Below are 17519 nucleotides of genomic sequence, written 5' to 3' on the forward strand. Positions count from 1 at the left end.
CGCGCCTCTGGCCGGATTAATCCTGCCACTCTCCCTCAAAACCCTTTGGAACCAAAAGGTTATGTTTACCCAAAGCTTCGACCGAGATTTCACCGCAAAGCGCCATGGTCAAATCCAGTTCTTTATGGATTACCTCTAGCGCGGTGGTGACACCCTGTTGGCCCATTGCCCCCAGACCATAGATGAAGGCGCGGCCGATATAGGTGCCTTTGGCCCCCATCGCCATTGCTTTCAACACGTCCTGGCCGGACCTGATTCCACTGTCCAGATGCACTTCGACCTGATCGCCGACAGCATCCAAAATCGAGGGCAGGGCCCGGATCGAGCTGATGGCCCCGTCCAACTGACGCCCGCCGTGGTTGCTGACGATGATCGCGTCGGCCCCGACCTTCAACGCCATTTTAGCGTCCTCGGCATCCAAGATACCCTTAAGGATCACCTTGCCGCCCCATTGTTCTTTCAGCTTGGCGATTTTACCCCAATCAAGCGTGGGATCAAACTGTTCAGCGGTCCACGCGCCAAGGTTGGCCGTGTCGTCCACGTCTTTTACGTGACCCACAATATTGCCAAAGGTCCGGCGTTTCGCGCCCAGCATCTCGATCCCCCACGACCATTTGGTCGCGAGGTTCGCAATGGTTTTCGCGGTCAGTTTGGGCGGGGCAGACAGGCCGTTTTTCAAATCCTTATGGCGCTGGCCCAGAATTTGAAGATCAAGCGTGATCACCAACGCAGAACATTTCGCATCCTTGGCACGCTGGATCAGCCGCGCCACATAATCCTCGTCGCGCATGGTATAAAGCTGGAACCAGAACGGCTTGGTTGTCGCCTCGGCCACGTCTTCGATGGAGTTGATCGACATGGTGGATAGGGTAAAGGGCACGCCAAAGGCTTCGGCGGCGCGGGCGGCTTTGATTTCCCCATCGGCGTGCTGCATGCCGGTCAGCCCGACAGGCGCAAGGGCCACGGGCATGGCCACATCTTGGCCGATCATCTGGGTTTTGGTCGTCCGGCCGCTCATATCCACAGCAACGCGCTGGCGCAGACGGATCTGGTCAAAGTCGGATGTATTCTCGCGGAAGGTCTGTTCCGTCCAGCTGCCCGATTCGGCGTAATCATAGAACATGCGCGGCACGCGGCGTTCATGCAGGCGCTTAAGGTCGTCTATTGTCGTGATCACGGGCATCGGCGGGCATCCTATATATTGGTCAGGTTACCTAACCAATAGACGCGCGCGAAATCAATCGCTTTGCGCTTAGGCGCGGTGCGCACCGTCCGACAGGGTTTTCACGAATGCCAGCACGTCCTTAACCGGCGCGCCGCCTGCAATCTTGGACACGATGGCGGACCCGACAACACAACCGTCAGCAACCGCTGCAATGGCTTCGGATTTTTCTGGCGTGTTCACACCAAAGCCCACGATCACGGGCAATCCGCTGGCCTTTTGAATACGCACAACTTCGGGCGCGACATCGCTGGCTTCAGCCTCGGCAGAACCGGTGATTCCGGTGATCGAGACATAGTACACAAAGCCCGATGTGTTTTGCACAACCCGCGGCAGCCGTTTGTCATCGGTCGTTGGGGTGGCAAGGCGGATAAAGTTCAGACCGGCGGCTTGGGCGGGAATGCACAGTTCGGCATCTTCCTCTGGTGGCAGGTCGACGACGATCAACCCGTCGACGCCTGCGGCCTTGGCAGCAACCAGAAATTTATCGACGCCTTTGGAATAGATCGGGTTGTAGTAGCCCATCAAAACAATCGGGGTGGTGTCATCCTGCTCGCGAAAGGCGGCGGCAAGGGCGAGGGTTTTATCCAGCGTCATCCCGCCCTCAAGCGCGCGCTGACCGGCCAATTGAATGGCAGGGCCGTCGGCCATGGGGTCGGTGAAGGGCAGGCCCAGCTCAATGATATCAACACCGGCAGCAGGCAGCCCGCGCACGATTTCCAGCGACGTGTCAAAATCAGGATCGCCAGCCATGACATAAGACACAAATGCCTTTTTGCCCTGCGATTTCAGATCAGCGAATTTGGCGTCGATGCGTGTCATTGGTGCAGCCCTTGTTAGATGGTCCTGTTGCAATGCCGAATATAACGACAGAAATCAATGCAACACAGCACCGTAGGGTGGTGGAATTTTCTAAACTTCCGATCCGGAAATTCGAATTTTTGGGCACGACATCTGGTGGCATCTTTAAATTCAGGGCGCAGGCCCTATTTATGGGCTATGAATTATGTACTCGCCTTGCTGCTCCCGCCGCTTTCAATCCTGCTGACAGGCCGCATTTTCACGGCCATTGTCGTGCTGCTGATCTGGATCCCCGCGATCATCTTTTCCGGGGGCTTGACCCATCCGATGTTTATCATTCTGGCATGGATCCTGATTTACCAAACCCGAAACCACCCCTGATATCGCTAAGACTTGCGTAAACGCCTGCAAAACCCTAGGACAGCGCCAAGTTATAAAGGATAGATGTCATGGGTTTCAAAATGGGTATCGTGGGTCTGCCGAACGTCGGCAAATCGACCCTGTTCAATGCGCTGACACGGACAGCAGCGGCGCAGGCGGCGAACTTTCCGTTTTGCACAATCGAACCCAATGTGGGCGAAGTGGCCGTTCCGGACGCGCGTCTTGATAAGCTGGCTGAAATCGCAGGGTCCAAACAGATCATCCCGACCCGCATGACCTTTGTTGATATTGCGGGCCTCGTCAAAGGGGCATCCAAGGGCGAAGGTCTGGGCAATCAATTTCTTGCCAACATCCGCGAAACCGATGCGATTGCCCATGTGCTGCGCTGTTTTGAAGACGGCGATGTCACCCACGTCGAAGGTCGCGTTGATCCCGTTGCGGATGCCGAGACAATTGATACCGAACTGATGCTTGCCGATCTGGAAAGCATTGAAAAACGCCGCGCCGGTTTGGTCCGCAAGATCAAGGGCAACGACAAAGATGCTGCGCAGCAAGACCGGCTGTTGGCTCTTGCCCAAGCTGCCATCGAAGACGGTAAACCCGCCCGCACCGTTACGATTGACGAAGACGACGCCAAAGCATGGCGTATGCTGCAGCTGTTGACGACCAAGCCCGTTCTCTATGTCTGCAACGTCGGCGAATCTGAGGCTGCCGAAGGCAACGCGCTGTCTGCGAAAGTCGCTGAAATGGCCGCTGCGCAAGGCAATTCAGCCGTGATCATCTCTGCCCAGATCGAAGAAGAGATCAGCCAGCTTGAAGCTGATGAGGCCGAGATGTTCCTGACCGAAATGGGTCTGGACGAGGCCGGTCTCGACCGGTTGATCCGCGCCGGCTATGAGTTGCTGCACCTTGAGACTTATTTCACCGTAGGCCCGAAAGAGGCACGCGCCTGGACGATCAAGCAAGGCACATCCGCCCCCAAAGCCGCCGGCGTGATCCATGGTGATTTCGAAAAAGGTTTCATCCGCGCCGAAACCATCGCCTATGATGATTTTGTTACGCTTGGCGGCGAAGGCCCCGCGAAAGAAGCCGGTAAGATGCGTTCAGAAGGTAAAGCCTATACCGTCAAAGACGGCGACGTGCTGCACTTCTTGTTCAACACCTAAGAAAATGTGAGCGCTGATAGGCGCTTGCTGCTCTGTCTTGTTTTTGATTTCAGAGGTCTTTTGCCATGGGCAAGAGATCAAAAAGACATGGCCAAAATCCGATTGTCGTCGCCGTAAATCTCAGGTGCTGATCATCATGAAATGATCAACAATAGGCGCACTGAGTGAAAGGTATGGTGGCGGAGACGAAGTCCGCCACCGGTCTGTTTTTAAACTATTAACGCTTTGATATTAAATAATTATTTTGTTTCGCTGTGACGCAAATTGTAATGCAAAATGTATAGCAAAAATTTATTACCACGTTGCCTCTCCTATAACACAATCCTCCCTGTGTGAAACGTTTGCACCGCCTTCGAGCCGCTCAGAAACACGCTTTTCACGTCGCCCCGTCCTTTAATTCAAAGAACAGGTCCAGTTAGCGTTGGGTCTTACTTCTGGAAACCTCGTGTCCGAGACGTTCTGCTACATGACCTCGGATCAATGCGTTGCGCTATGAAGAGCGCAGGAAAATGCTATTGTAACATCGGGTTACGTCACTGTGATCGGCGCGTTTGAAGTGGCCACCGGATTGGGTCGTCTAACGGCTAACCCCCTGTTATCGGGGCACACATTATCGGCATATTTTTGAAATTTTCAGGCCGTGACACGGCAATACTCTCTCCCAGTCGGACCTCCTGAAGATCGCGCAGAAACTTTCTAGCGAGCTGTGTCGTTGTTTTAGTGGAAGTCGAGAGAACGCAACTCGCGTTTGATCGACAGGAAATATAAAGGACCTAAAATATGAAACTTTTCATCGCAACCGCCACCGCCGCACTGATCTCAACAACGGCTTTCGCGGATCTTTCTTCACGTGAAAAAGACATGCGTCTGGACACTTCGATCACCGCTGAAACCAACTATGCGGCCGGTTCGCAGTCAAAAGCGCAACCCGAGGGTTCCACGCGTTCAAATGATTTGCGCCTGAACACAGCCAATGACAGCAAGCAGAACGACATGAGCATTAGCACGCGTTCAAATCTGCAGTCCGCTGGCGAGGGCTACATCTATGGCGGCTACGGCCCAGGCAACGACAGCCGCTAATCACTGTAACATCTCAATACAGGCTCGGAATCGAAAGATTTCGGGCCTTATTCTTTTGATCATCAAAAGCCGTGATTAAGCTAATCCTATAGGTTTCATTTGGCTACTTGTCGCGCAGTTCTTATGAAGCAAGTGGGTTGATTAATCTTACAAACAAATCTGGCGGTCAGTTCTTCCCAACGCACTCCCAACATCAGCCGTTCTATAATGAAATCAAGCAGTCGAATTGCTGCGATACATCATAAATGGAAAAGACGATGGCCCCCAAACCCCCATACGCAGATACGCGACTGGCAACATATCTGACCAAGAGAATACTCGAGTTGCGCCCGCGCAAAAGCCAGCAAGAGATCGCTACCGAAGCCGGATTCATCAACGTTAACATGATGAGCATGCTGAAGAGCGGGAAAAGTAAGATCCCGTTGGACCGTGTGTCCGCGCTCGCTAAGGCGCTCGAAGTCGACCCGCGGCTGCTTTTTAAAATGGCGGTCGAACAGTCGAGCTACGAAACAACATCAAAGGTGATCGACGAGATCTTCGGGACCATTGTCTCACGCAACGAAGTCACCTGGCTGGAAGCGCTGCGTGAGGCTTCGGACCACAAAGATCCTGCACTCACCACGCGGTCACGCACTGCCCTCCGGAGTATTTTTAACAAATGACCAACTTGCCCTCATCTGAACTGATGCCTTTGATCGCAGATCTGTCCGAAAACGAAAAGGCTTGGATAGGTTTCATACGGCTGATCAGCAAAGACACGGACCCTGCGCCAAACCTTGCAAGGGTTCAGGGCGTGCGTCTCGCGTTGCTTGGGAAATCGGGAGCTTTGTAGGTAAAGCTGCGCCATCAGGCCTCGAAAGCGTGTGGCGCAACACAACCAAATCGACGAAAGTGATGGGCCGCTATCTGCTGAATTCAAGCTGTCTGCATTAAAAATGTATTCTGATAATCACGGGGCGATGTCACTAATCGTATGTTTACATAGCACCCAAAAGCGACAACATTTTTGCCAAATGTGTCAACCAACTGTCAACATTTTCGGGAAAAGGTAAACTTATATGTAAACTTATTGGGCCGTTTTGGACAACTGATGCAACTAAAGTGTCAACAAAATATGGCGTTCGCTCAGCTAAGTTGACACATTCGTCGGCAAACTCTTTTTTTCTTTAAAAGTGAAACATGAGAAGTAACGGGTGTCAGTAAAACAGGCTCTATTCGCACAGCGATTTCATCACTAGGGCCCTAGCGCAAAGGCCCGTTGAACATTGCTGCGTATTCTGTTGCCGCGTGGCCGGATATATCAGGGACGGTGAAGTGCCGAAGCGAGAAGCAGACGCTCATTTCCTGATGTCTTAGGGGCGTATGTGCGGGGCGCACCTGGATGTTTTGGCTGCGCGGAGGAGGGTTTGATCACCGATATCAATGTGTGTTCGTAAATTTGACGGGCGAAAAGCGTCCTCAGTCGCACGCAATGTCGGCGAACGTCCTCGCTTTCAGCAAGCTGCCATCTACGCCTCTTATAGCAACGGCAGCTTCAAGCCCTTCAGCGACATTCAGGCACACCACCGCGAGGCGAAAGAGTTTGCAGACGCAGTAACATGTCTCGCCCATCGCTGAGATTTGATGCCGTGCCACGGCTTCGACAGATCGGTCATTTAGCATTTTGCGGCATCTTGAAAACTAGCCCTTAAGCAAGTCTAAGATAGCTGAGATGAAAGCTGGGACGAGAGCGATGCCAGCGACTATAAGTCCTCCAATTCCAATCTTCTGGTTGCCTCTCGCACTCCTGACGTCGTCCTCGCGCCGTCTCTCTTCAAGCAGTGCACGGCGAAGTTTGCGACGCTCGTCCCGAATCAAATACCGACTGTAGGTCAGTCTCGACTCGTCCCAAGCATGCTTGTCGCTGTAGTGGGGCATGGGGAGATGGAAAGTGTCAGCGTCGTGCAAAAGTAAACTGCTTTCAGCGACTTCAACCTCCTCTTCATAGTAGCGCAGGAATTGGCTGCTTTCCTCATCCCATATCTGACGCGCCAGTGGTTCGTCTTTACCCCTAATAAGTTCGCTTATCCTCTGGCGCTCATCGGCCGCTTGCTCTTTAGCTTCATTAAGAGCCGAAACAAGTTTGTCACGGATGGTCATTCTGTCACTCCGGAACCTCGTCTGGTCGGGTCATAATCTTAACATTTTCAAGCGACTGGACGTCCAGCGATTCGAATGACTTGTGGATCGGATTGTTCATTGCACGCGCGCCGTTTCAATAAGGTTTTGAAGGAAAATTGTCCGTTGTTGGTCGCCCCTTTGCTGATCAACCCAACTCCAAGTATCACGTGTCAAACTCATGCGCACCCAGACTTGTCCACTGCCCTCCACTACACGCCGATAATGGATGTTGTGAATTTTACCTGTCGGAATATCAATGTCATCAACGCAAAGAATTCGTCCCTCGGCTACTTTGCGACGGAACCATGCACCGAGAGTTTGATGCTGGCTTTCAACTATTCCTTCAGGCCATCCAGCTTGGAACAGGTCAGGCAGTGTGAATTCGTCGTTCACGGGACGGGCTTCAATAAGCGTATTTATAAACTGAATGTGCTGATCGAACGGCATTGGGGATCCATTGTTTAATGTGTCATTCTGCCGCCACCTCATCTCGCCGCATTAACGGTCTCTGTGGCCTTGTCGCGCTTACGTTCCGATTTCTCATTTCACTTATGCAGCCTATCGCTCTAATGCCAAGGAGCTTTTACCGTCCAGCAATGAGTGGCGGCGGCACGGATTGTAGAAGCCATTGATATACTAGAAAATCGGGCTTTCGGCCTGACGGCTTGTGTCATGCCATGAACATGGCGAACGCCTTTCATCAGCCAAGGTTGCATTGGTGGTAGCCAAAATCAATGTGGCTAATTGGTTCTGGCCGCAAAAATGATCCAACTAGCCCTTTTGATCCTTCGCTTTATCGAGGCATAGTGTCAGCAGTATTCTCGGACACATGAATTGGTGTAAAATGAACCATAACTTATATCTCGCTGGTTCGCTTTTCACGCGGGACTATCTGAACGAGGCAATTCAAAACGATGCGGACTACGCCGCGGTCGATGTTGATGCGATACGTGAAAAGCTTCGTGAGATTTACAACAAGTTTCCAACGGAACGAACGCCAAGCGAAGCCCAGACTGAAGACGATCTGATATGGCCAATTTTGGCTGTGCTCGGATGGGACGAGGTGTTACGCCAGCAAAATCTTGCCCCTGTCGGGCGTGACAACGTGCCAGACGGCCTGTTGTTTTTGAATGCTGAAGCAAAATCGCTGGCTGACAAGCACGTTGAGGATTGGAAGCGATACAACCACGGTGTGGTCGTTGTCGAATCCAAACGCTGGGATCGTGCATTGGATCGCGGCCTGCGCAAAAAGGATGAGGCCACTGCGCCGTCCACCCAGATGTTGCGCTATCTTCGTCGCGTCGATGATCTGACCAGCGGCAATTTGCGTTGGGGATTCCTGACAAACGGAGCTGTGTGGCGGTTATACTATCAGGGCGCTCGGTCCGTATCCGAACAATTCTTCGAGCTTGATCTGGCCGCGTTGCTTAAAGTGCGCGGCGATCTGCTTGAGCAGGATGCTGGGCCCGAAGCCGACGACGAGCGTGACCACCTGCTACGTGTCTTTGTCATGATGTTTCGACGTGCATCGTTCGCCCCTGCGGTCGGTGGAGGCAAGACGTTCCACCTTCGCGCACTGGATGAAGGCAAGTTCTATGAAGAGCGCGTCGCCAAAAACCTGTCTGATGTCGTCTTCCAAACCGTTTTTCCACTGCTGGCCAAAGCAATCGCCGTAAACCAGCCCTCGGCGTCCCTGCAAGAGGTGCGCCATGCGGCCCTGATCCTGCTCTACAGGTTGCTGTTCCTCTTGTATGCCGAGGACCGGAACTTATTACCTGTTCGTGACAAACGCTTTGATGACTACGCCTTACGTGAAAACGTGCGCGGCAATGTAGGCAAACGCAAAGACGACAATGATACGTTCTCAACCAGTCAAAGCCGCTACTGGGCGATCATCGATGACCTGTCTCGGGCCATCGACAAGGGTGATACCTCTATCGGGTTGCCCGCCTACAACGGTGGTCTGTTCAACCGTGATGCGACTCCGCTGCTGGCTACGGCACGGATTGCCGATGATGTGATGGCCGATGTCATCGACCTTCTCAGCTTTGAACGCATCGACGGGCAGCGCCGTTACATCAACTACCGCGATCTGTCGGTCCAGCAACTCGGGTCGATCTACGAACGCCTACTAGAATTCGAACTGAGCCATGATGACGAAGAGGGACTGATCGTTCGCCCGAACCTCTTCGCCCGTAAATCCAGTGGCAGTTACTACACACCCGATGAACTGGTCGGGTTGATCCTGCGCGAAACGCTGGAGCCATTGATCACAGACCGCACCGAAGCCTTCAACACCAAGGCAGAGGCACTGCGAGATGACCCCCGTGATGATGATAGCAAGATCGCACTTCTGCATGGGCTTGACCCGGCCGAGGCGCTGCTGGGCCTGCGCATCGTTGATCCGGCAATGGGGTCGGGGCACTTTCTGGTCAATCTGGTCGATTTCCTGTCAGATACCATCATCAACACCATGGCCGAAGCGACTAGCGTTGTGGATTGGGCCGAAGAGCCCTACATCTCGCCGCTTGCCAACCGTATTGCGGACATCCGTAACACGATAAATCGTAACGCCGAGGCCAACAACTGGACCGTCGATATCGAACAACTCGACGACCGTCACATTATCCGACGTATGGTGCTGAAACGATGCGTCTATGGCGTGGACAAGAATCAGATGGCGGTCGAACTGGCCAAGGTGGCTCTCTGGCTGCACTCGTTCACCGTTGGCGCTCCGCTGTCGTTCCTCGACCACCACCTGCGCTGCGGTGACAGCCTGTTCGGCGAGACTGTGGGCCGTGTTCTCACCCGTTTGAACGTCAGCGGGCAGGAGCTCCTGATCCATGATGCACTGACCAAGGCGCGGTCTTCTGCGGCCTCGATGACCACCATCGAAGGTCTGACAGACGCTGAAATAGCCGAGGCACATCAATCGGCTGACATCTTTGCTGGTGTCGTGGCCATGACGGACCCGTTGGATCGGTTCATGAAGTTGATCCACGCCATCGACTGGCTTGGCCTCAAGTCCAAGGACGACAAGGCGGCGATCCAAGCGTGGCTCGACGGGCAGTTCGGTGACCCGATTGAAATTGCGCGCGGTAAGGTCAAAGTTAAAGTCAAAAAAGGGGATGCGGAGACGCCCGCACGGGCGGAAGCGATGCGCTTTGCTGCCATCCTTGATGATGCCTTGGCATTGGTGGCCGAAGAACGGTTCATGAACTGGGAGGTCGCATTCCCTGGTGTTTGGCGGCAATGGGATGGGGAACGCACTGGTGGCTTTGATGCCGTGATCGGCAATCCACCTTGGGATCGGATCAAGCTGCAAGAGGTCGAATGGTTCGGACTACGTGACCCCAAGATTGCGCTGGCCCAACGTGCCTCGGATAGAGGCAAGATGATCAAGGCGCTGGAGAAGGCAGGTGATCCGCTGTTTGATGACTACCTTACGGCCAAGGGCCGTGCGGAGGCGACGGCGAACATGGCCCGCAAGGGCGGGTTTTATCCGCTGCTGTCAGGTGGGGACATCAATCTGTATTCCTTGTTCGTAGAACGGGCGATGAACCTACTGTCGCCCACGGGCATGATGGGCCTGCTGACGCCATCAGGGATCGCATCGGACAAGACCGCATCGACATTCTTCAAAGGCGTGGCGACGACAGGGCGGCTCAAGGCGCTGTATGATTTTGAGAACAAGAAGGTCTTCTTTCCCGATGTGCATGCGTCCTTCAAGTTCTGCGCACTCATCGGGGCGGCGCATCGCACATTCGCTGAAACCAACTGCGCGTTCTACATCCACAATCTGGCCGAGTTGGAAAACCCAGACCGCCGTTTCCCGCTATCAGCTGAAGACTTTGCCCGTGTGAACCCCAACACCGGCACAGCGCCTATCCTGCGCACTCGCCGCGATGCAAACCTGACCAAAGCCATCTATGCCCGCCTGCCAGTCCTTGTTGATCGCTCTGGTGATACGCTCGTGAAAGTATGGCCTGTAAAATACGTTACCATGTTCCACATGACCAATGACTCGGGCCTGTTCCGCACCCAAGCGGAGTTGGAGGGACAGGAGGGGGCCTGGCACCTTGGTGGTAACATCTGGGAAAGCGGCGACGGCAAGTGGGTGCCACTTTATGTGGGCCGTATGCTTCATCAGTTTGACCACCGCGCTGCGTCGGTCGAAGTAAACGAAGAGAATGTGCATAACGCCGCATTGAGTAGCGACGTGTCTGACGAACAGAAAGCTGATCCGAAATTTGCACCAACACCACAATTCTGGGTTGCGGAGAGCAAGTTAGGGGCAGCGGTAGCCAACAACTGGAACATTGCGTTTCGAGATATCGCAAGGGCGACAGACGTAAGAACAATGATCGCTGGATTTGTTCCACCTGTGGCATTGGGCAACACGGCACCAATCATCAACATGGCACTTGAAGACGGCGCTTCGGGTCAAGCCATGCTTTTCTTGGCAAATCTCAATTCAATCGTGTCCGATTATGTTGTCCGTCAGAAGGCCCAAAGCACCCATCTAAATTGGTATTTGGTTGAACAACTCCCCATCGTTCCGCCCGAAACCTTCACCACCCACACCTTTGGCCCAATGACCGCAGCCGAGGTCATCAAGCCGCTGGTTCTCGAACTCACCTATACCGCCCATGACATGGCCTCGTTTGCACGTGACATGGGGCATGTGGACGCCAAGGGCGAAGTGCTGCCGCCATTCCCATGGGATGAGGACCGCCGCCTACGTCTTCGTGCCAAGCTCGACGCGGTATTCTTCCACCTTTACGGCCTATTTTACGCCGACAATCGTGAACAAAGCCGCGACGATATTAGCTACATCTACTCTACCTTCCCAATCGTGGAAAAGCAGGAGATGGCCAAACACGGGTGCTACCTGTCCCGTGACCTCGCACTGGCCTACTGCAACACCCTCGCCGCAGGACACCCCGACGCGGAGCCTGAGGTTTGAGCGCGGCAGACCTGAATACCGAGTTCTTGCAGGTCTTCGAGGAGATCAAGGCTGTCGTTAACCGCTTAGCTGGTGAGGAAGGCAATCAGGAGTTTATGCTATCTGCGGCATGCCGAAAGAACGCTCGGGTTCAACGGCGTCGCACTGAGCTTGAATACATCAAAGACGTTCGAAACCTGCACGTCCACCAACAACAAAAGAGCGGCCTGCCAACCTTTGCGCTGACGCAAACGTTCGTTGATTTCTGCCGTAGTATCCAAGCGCAATTGGCCCAAGCGACGACGGCGGGTAAGATCGGGGTCAATATTCGAGACGTGGCTGTCGCGCGCTGGGACGACCCAATCCTCCCGATCATCGCCACGATGAGGGAAAACTGCTTTTCTCACATTCCGATCATGGGTGGCGCAGGCGTGGTGGAAGGAGTGTTCAACGAAGCCGCAATCTTGGCCCACCTGATATCATCCGAGATGATCATGATGATCGAACCAGATGACACGCTGAACGGTTTGCGTGACCAGTGTCGCATTGGTGCCGATCACATTGAGGCGTTCCAGTTTATCAGCCCATCCGCGTCGGAAGATCGGGTGGCTGATGCATTCCTGACCGTCACAGGGCCATTTACACGGGTGGGTGCGGTGTTTGTCACTCCCAATGCCGCCCCGGACAAACCCGTTCAACGTATGATCACGGCGTGGGATGTGTTGGCACAAAGCAAGGTGAACTAGTCGAATGAAAATGAGCAAGAAGACACTTCCCATCGCGACCATTTGCGCGTGGAAACCCCGCATCGACCCAACGCCCGATTACCAGCGCCCCCCTGCATGGAGTCGTAAGCAAAAGCAGTTGCTTATCGATTCAATTTTGCGGGAATACGATATTCCCAAAATGTATTGGAGGTCTGTCGAGCGGGATGACGGCGTGAGATATGAGGTGATCGACGGCCAACAGCGGTTGCGCACGATCTGGGAATATCAGGCGGGCGAGTATGGTTTACCCCGCGACACCGACCCGATCCAAGGGATTGCCGTTGGCGGAAAGAAATACGCCGACCTCGATATGGATATAAGCACGGTGTTTGATTCCTATGCGGTTGATGTTGTTATCATTGATGATGCCGTGCAGACCGACGAGGAAGATGAAGTCCGAGACATGTTCTTGCGTCTCCAGAATGGAACGACCCTGAAGGCACAGGAAAAGCGCAACGCTATGCCCGGTCAGATGCGCGATTTTGCCAAAGAGATCGCAGGCCATGCGTTCTTTGAAAACTGCAAGTTTTCCAACTCCCGCTTTACCTATGATCAGGTCGCGTCCCAAATGATCTGCATTGAGATGGCGGGTGGGCCCGCCAGTGTGCGCGATAGCGACTTGAACCGTATCTACCGTGAAAACACTACGTTCGACACTTCGGGCAAAACTGGCAAAAAGGTGAGGCGCGTCTTGGATTACTTGTTGCGGGCATTCCCTGAAAAGACGCCAGAGCTTGAACGTTACAATGCGATTTCGCTCTATTGTTTGGTTTCAACGCTGATCGGAGGATATGCGCACATCGGGACTGAGGCTGATTTAGCAAAATGGTTCATCGCATTTGAGACCGATCGACGTGCGAACGACAGGCTGGAAGAGGAAGACCGCGATCCCGCACTGGTCGAATACAAACGCCTAACGAGTTATTCCACCGATGCAGAGGAATCGATCCGCAGCCGATTGGAATTTCTGGAGAAGCTGTTCTTCTCGGCATATCCAGATATCGAACTGAAAGACTCCATCAGGACGTTTAGCTTCGAGCAGCGGCTGGCAATCTTCCGCCGCGGCTTGGGCCACTGTCAGATCAAGACCCACTGCACCGGTGAAAAGCTGTCGTGGGGCGAATGGCATGCTGATCACATCATTCCATACTCTCATGGCGGAAAGACAACGGTGACAAATGGACAGATCGGTTGTCCTTCGTGCAACCTCGCGAAGAGCAACACGATTGATTGAGTCCAAAAGGATAGGTCCAACTTCTCCAAAGTGGCGGCGCGGAGGATCAGTTGGGGCCTACTACGTTCCACGGTGCCGTGCAGAGGGTAGACCGACAAGCACCTGAGACAGCAAATACTCTTGGCCGCACCTTTACTGAGTGCAAAAAAAATGTCTGCTTTCTAAAGTTAGCCCTTTCTGTTCGCGAGCGTAGCGAACTTCCGCTTCCCGCCCTTCGTGCAGGCCGCCGATTACGGCCCATTCCTGCCGTTCGCTTCGAGGCTGAGCGCTGCAGCGCAGCTTCACCAGACCGGACATTCGTCCATCATGCAGCACTTTCGGAAAGGGAAGGTCGGCAGAGCGCAACGAAGCAGTATTCCGCTGTAGCCGCTCCAGGGTCTGCTTTCGAGGAGCCTATCGGGTTAGAGAAAGTCGTGCGTGCGGACATCTGGGGCCGCGGGCATAAAGATGATTCATATCAATAACTTGGTCGCGCGGAGCCTGAAATAGCGACCAGTTTTCTTGAGTTGAAGACTAGATATCAAGCGCTTTCGCGGCAACCTGCTTGAGGCTGTCTGAGTTGTATGGCTTGTTGAGCACCGGAACGTCTGGAAACCGCTCGACGACGGCTGAGTTCGCACCATACCCCGTTGCAAGGACCGTGGGGATGCCCAACTCCAAACACTTCTCGATCACGGGTAGCGATGTCTCATCGCCCAAATTGACATCCAACAGCGCAAAATAGATGTCACGTTTCTCAATAAGCGGAAGCGCAGTGGCAACAGAGCTTGCTGTGCTGACATGTTTGGCACCCAAGTCCGAAAGCATATCCGCCGCATCCAGCGCGATAACCATGTTGTCCTCTAGTACGAGGCATTCACCTTGAAGACGCACGTCCGAGGCCTTTGTCGTTGCATCATCTTCAAACTTAATGACCGTCGACTCTGCCTTCCGCACATGCGCAGACGGTAAGACGAAATCTGCCTCGAACCCTGTCACACGGTAGCGGGTGTCGGCTTGGCCTTTCAGCTCGAAGGGAATGGAGCGCTGGATAATTGTCGACCCGAAGCCACGTCGCTTTGGCGGCTGCACAGGGGGGCCGTTCTCTTCGCACCAAGACAGTTTCGCGACCCCATCTGGCTGCAGACGAACATCGAGCACAACGCGGCCCGATGTGTCTTTGAGGGCTCCGTACTTGGCCGAGTTCGTCACAAGCTCATGTATCACCAGCGCAAGCGTTGAGAAAGCTGTGGGCGACAGTTCAATCTCATCTCCGGTGATGTTCACGCGCGAGGCCTTCGACGTTAGAAACGCCTTTACCTCGGTTTCGACCAAAGACCGGAACGGAACCCAATTCCACTCTGTTTGTGTCAGCTGGTCATGCGCGCGCGCCAGTGCAAAGATGCGATCTTCCAGAACGGACCGGTAGTGGTCTAGCGACTTCGCGTCTTCCTGACCTTGGGATACCAATCCACGAATAAGGTTCAGAATGTTCCGGACGCGGTGGTTTAACTCCGCAACCAAGAGTTCTTGTTGATCCTGCGCCTGCTTGCGTGCCGCGTTCCGTTCATCGGCCATCTTCAGCACGACCTCCAGCAGCGTTACCCGAAGGGCATCAGCGGCACGGAGCTCTGAAGCGCGCCAGGGCGCGGATTGTCCGTGCACGACCTCTTGCCAGGCATCAAAGCTTTTACGCGGAGTTAGCCTGATTCCGTTCGGACCAAGTTCGACGGGTTTTTCGGGGTTCCCCGCCCACTTTACCGAGGAAGCGATCTCACGACGGAACAGCACGAGATAGTCCCGCGGCGTGCGAGACACCGGAAGAGCCAGAATACCGGCAACCCGATCTCCGAAGTCTGCAGCTGCAGGATAACGCGTCGAAAGCGCATTTGTATGGTAGACTTGTCCCGACTGCGTGGTGTTCAGGAACCGTGCAAGACCCAAAAATTCTTCTTTGGTCGGTACGGTTCCAGCAAATTTGTAATCTCCATCCGTGTAGACGGCAGCGCCGTCGAACGGGATAACCTCTTTGATATTCTCAGACAGGACATCAAAGGCTTCCGCCATGGATTTGCCACCGGAAAGCTGTGTCATCAACCGATCATGCAGCGACCGTGCAAGATCAACCTCTGTCAGTTCGGAGGTCATTTCCACTTGCGCGAGTTGATAGTTGAAGAGCTCTGAGAAGAGCTCGATCTCGCTGCGGGTCTCATAACTAATATGTTTGGCCGTCGGGTGGTGACACGCAAACAGGCCCCAAAGCTTGCCATTTCGAATGATCGACACGGACATCGAAGCGGCGACGCCCATATTGCGCAGATATTCAAGATGGACCGGAGAAACGGCACGTGTCATGGCCAACGAAAGGTCGAGTGGTTGACCATTTGGATCAAAAGAAGGGTGTATTGGGTAGATCTTTGCATCGACGTCCGAGATGATCCGCAATGGACTACGAAGATAGAGCGCACGTGCTTGCTTTGGAATATCGCTCGCCGGATAGCGCAAACCCAGAAACGGTTCCTGATCGGGTTGGGCAACTTCCGCAATCACCGTGCCGCTATCGTCTTCGTTGAACTTATACGCCATGACACGGTCAAATCCGGACAGCATCTTGACCGCTCGGACGGCTTCGCGCGCCATGTCATCGATTGTTTTGTGTCGTCTAACGCGACCGATCAAAGCGCGCACAGTTGACCGATCCTGATCGGTTTGTTTTTGCCCGTTACGTGGCTCAAACTCGAAGATGATGTTGTGATCGCTCTGGCTGATCGAGACGTCAAAAAGCCGTTCATCCTCCAATACGGGATAGGCGAACACGCGCGCCGCCTCCGCGTGATAGCTGAGCATCTGCATTTTCGTCCGCAGATGGTGGACTGTTTCTTGGGGGAAGATATCCGTGAAGCGAGAGCCCACGATGGTTTGAGCATCAAGTCCCAGCAGGTCACCAGAGTTCTCAGATGCGTATGTCACCATCCAGTCGGTCGAAACTGCGATCAGGCATCCGTAGCTTTGAACACGCCCAAGGATGTGGATTGGTTCGCGGTCGCAGTTGGTCAGATCGTAGTCGTATTGCGGCTGGTTTGAAATTGTCTCAGACATGGGTCGCTTCTTTCGTAAGCATGAGAGCGCGGGCACACTCATGGTACATGTGAAAAATTCGGTTGGCATCTTTGACGACTTGATCGGCCTGCGGTCCAGTTGACTGCATCGCTTCGGTGGCGTCGCAAAATGATGCCCATATATCGATGTAACTTGGTGCCGAAAAGTAAGCACGGGCGCGCCTGACCTTCGGGTCTGTGGCTGCCTGCCATCGCTTCTTGAGGAGTCGTGAGCCCAGCCTCGACCCGGCGACAGCGTAGTCGATGGAGAGTGGGTGGACCGGTTCGATTGCCGCCGGTACCGTTTCAGCTGATGACCGCAGTTCACAAAGATCAAGCGTCGCACGCTCAAGGAGATCTCGTATCATGGCTTCTGTTTTCGCAGAGGCGTAGAACTCCAAGAGAGTTTGAAACGCGGCGGACTGCATATCTAAAAAGCCGATAAGCCCATTGGGCGTCGTCAGGTCGAACCTAGACACCTCTTGGTCAAGCTGTTCATGGGCCAAGCGCGTGTCAGTTCGCAGACGCGCGCGCAGGCTGGTCTGCGTTTGCTTTTTCATCGCCCAAGCATGCCAAGGTTTTCAGATACTTCAATTTAAACATAGCAGAACTGCTTCGCAATAAGCTATGACATAGCTCCGTGTTCATACAGTAACGCATGGTGCTGTGCTTAGGGCGCATCGCTA

The 17519-nt window shown here is 53.9% G+C and carries 13 protein-coding genes; 7 read left to right on the forward strand and 6 right to left on the reverse strand.

Translation table 11 applies throughout. The annotated features are described in order from the left end of the window. Positions 1-16 precede the first annotated feature (16 nt). A complete protein-coding gene (locus WNY39_RS12335; protein WP_342845807.1) occupies positions 17-1183 on the reverse strand; it encodes an alpha-hydroxy acid oxidase in 1167 nt (388 codons plus the stop codon). Positions 1184-1252: 69 nt separating this feature from the next. After that, entirely contained in the window at positions 1253-2044 is a 792-nt protein-coding gene (gene trpA, locus WNY39_RS12340) for a tryptophan synthase subunit alpha (RefSeq protein WP_342845808.1), read from the reverse strand. Positions 2045-2221: 177 nt separating this feature from the next. Between trpA and WNY39_RS12345 the strand changes: the two genes are divergently transcribed. The 4 genes from WNY39_RS12345 (at position 2222) to WNY39_RS12360 (ending at position 5312) form a co-directional block, all read left to right on the forward strand. Further along, positions 2222-2404, forward strand: coding sequence for a hypothetical protein (locus tag WNY39_RS12345; protein ID WP_341233367.1), 183 nt, complete (start codon positions 2222-2224; stop codon positions 2402-2404). Between the two features lie 68 nt (positions 2405-2472). Continuing rightward, complete coding sequence (ychF, locus tag WNY39_RS12350) at positions 2473-3570, forward strand: redox-regulated ATPase YchF (protein ID WP_342845809.1); 1098 nt, start codon at positions 2473-2475, stop codon at positions 3568-3570. A gap of 780 nt (positions 3571-4350) precedes the next feature. After that, on the forward strand, positions 4351-4650 hold the full coding sequence (locus tag WNY39_RS12355; protein ID WP_342845810.1) for a hypothetical protein: 300 nt from the start codon (positions 4351-4353) through the stop codon (positions 4648-4650). Between the two features lie 257 nt (positions 4651-4907). Further along, on the forward strand, positions 4908-5312 hold the full coding sequence (locus WNY39_RS12360) for a helix-turn-helix transcriptional regulator (protein ID WP_342845811.1): 405 nt from the start codon (positions 4908-4910) through the stop codon (positions 5310-5312). A 1018-nt stretch (positions 5313-6330) separates the two neighbouring features. On the opposite strand, the gene WNY39_RS12365 is transcribed toward WNY39_RS12360, so the two are convergent. Together WNY39_RS12365 and WNY39_RS12370 are read right to left on the reverse strand one after the other, a co-directional pair. After that, the gene (locus WNY39_RS12365; protein WP_342845812.1) at positions 6331-6789 is read right to left on the reverse strand and encodes a hypothetical protein; all 459 of its coding nucleotides are present in this window, start codon (positions 6787-6789) and stop codon (positions 6331-6333) included. 96 nt (positions 6790-6885) lie between these two features. Next, on the reverse strand, positions 6886-7257 hold the full coding sequence (locus WNY39_RS12370) for a hypothetical protein (protein WP_342845813.1): 372 nt from the start codon (positions 7255-7257) through the stop codon (positions 6886-6888). A gap of 397 nt (positions 7258-7654) precedes the next feature. Between WNY39_RS12370 and WNY39_RS12375 the strand changes: the two genes are divergently transcribed. Genes WNY39_RS12375 through WNY39_RS12385 form a run of 3 tightly spaced genes read left to right on the forward strand, consistent with a single transcriptional unit; the run spans position 7655 to position 13756 of the window. Next, positions 7655-11776, forward strand: a complete 4122-nt coding sequence (locus WNY39_RS12375; RefSeq protein WP_342845814.1) for a restriction endonuclease — start codon at positions 7655-7657, stop codon at positions 11774-11776. Next, a complete protein-coding gene (locus WNY39_RS12380) occupies positions 11773-12501 on the forward strand; it encodes a hypothetical protein (RefSeq protein WP_342845815.1) in 729 nt (242 codons plus the stop codon). Before WNY39_RS12375 ends, WNY39_RS12380 begins: the two co-directional genes overlap by 4 nt. 4 nt (positions 12502-12505) lie before the next feature. Further along, positions 12506-13756, forward strand: coding sequence for a DUF262 domain-containing protein (locus tag WNY39_RS12385; RefSeq protein WP_342845816.1), 1251 nt, complete (start codon positions 12506-12508; stop codon positions 13754-13756). 513 nt (positions 13757-14269) lie between these two features. Here WNY39_RS12385 and WNY39_RS12390 read toward each other — a convergent pair. Then, entirely contained in the window at positions 14270-16834 is a 2565-nt protein-coding gene (locus tag WNY39_RS12390; protein WP_342845817.1) for an HWE histidine kinase domain-containing protein, read from the reverse strand. Continuing rightward, positions 16827-17393: a biliverdin-producing heme oxygenase gene (locus WNY39_RS12395; protein ID WP_342845818.1), complete on the reverse strand. Its 567-nt coding sequence runs from the start codon at positions 17391-17393 to the stop codon at positions 16827-16829. The genes WNY39_RS12390 and WNY39_RS12395 overlap by 8 nt, the downstream gene beginning before the upstream one ends. Positions 17394-17519 lie beyond the last annotated feature (126 nt).

Origin of the sequence: Sulfitobacter sp. AS59 (genome assembly GCF_038899995.1) — a bacterium.
GTDB lineage: Bacteria > Pseudomonadota > Alphaproteobacteria > Rhodobacterales > Rhodobacteraceae > Sulfitobacter.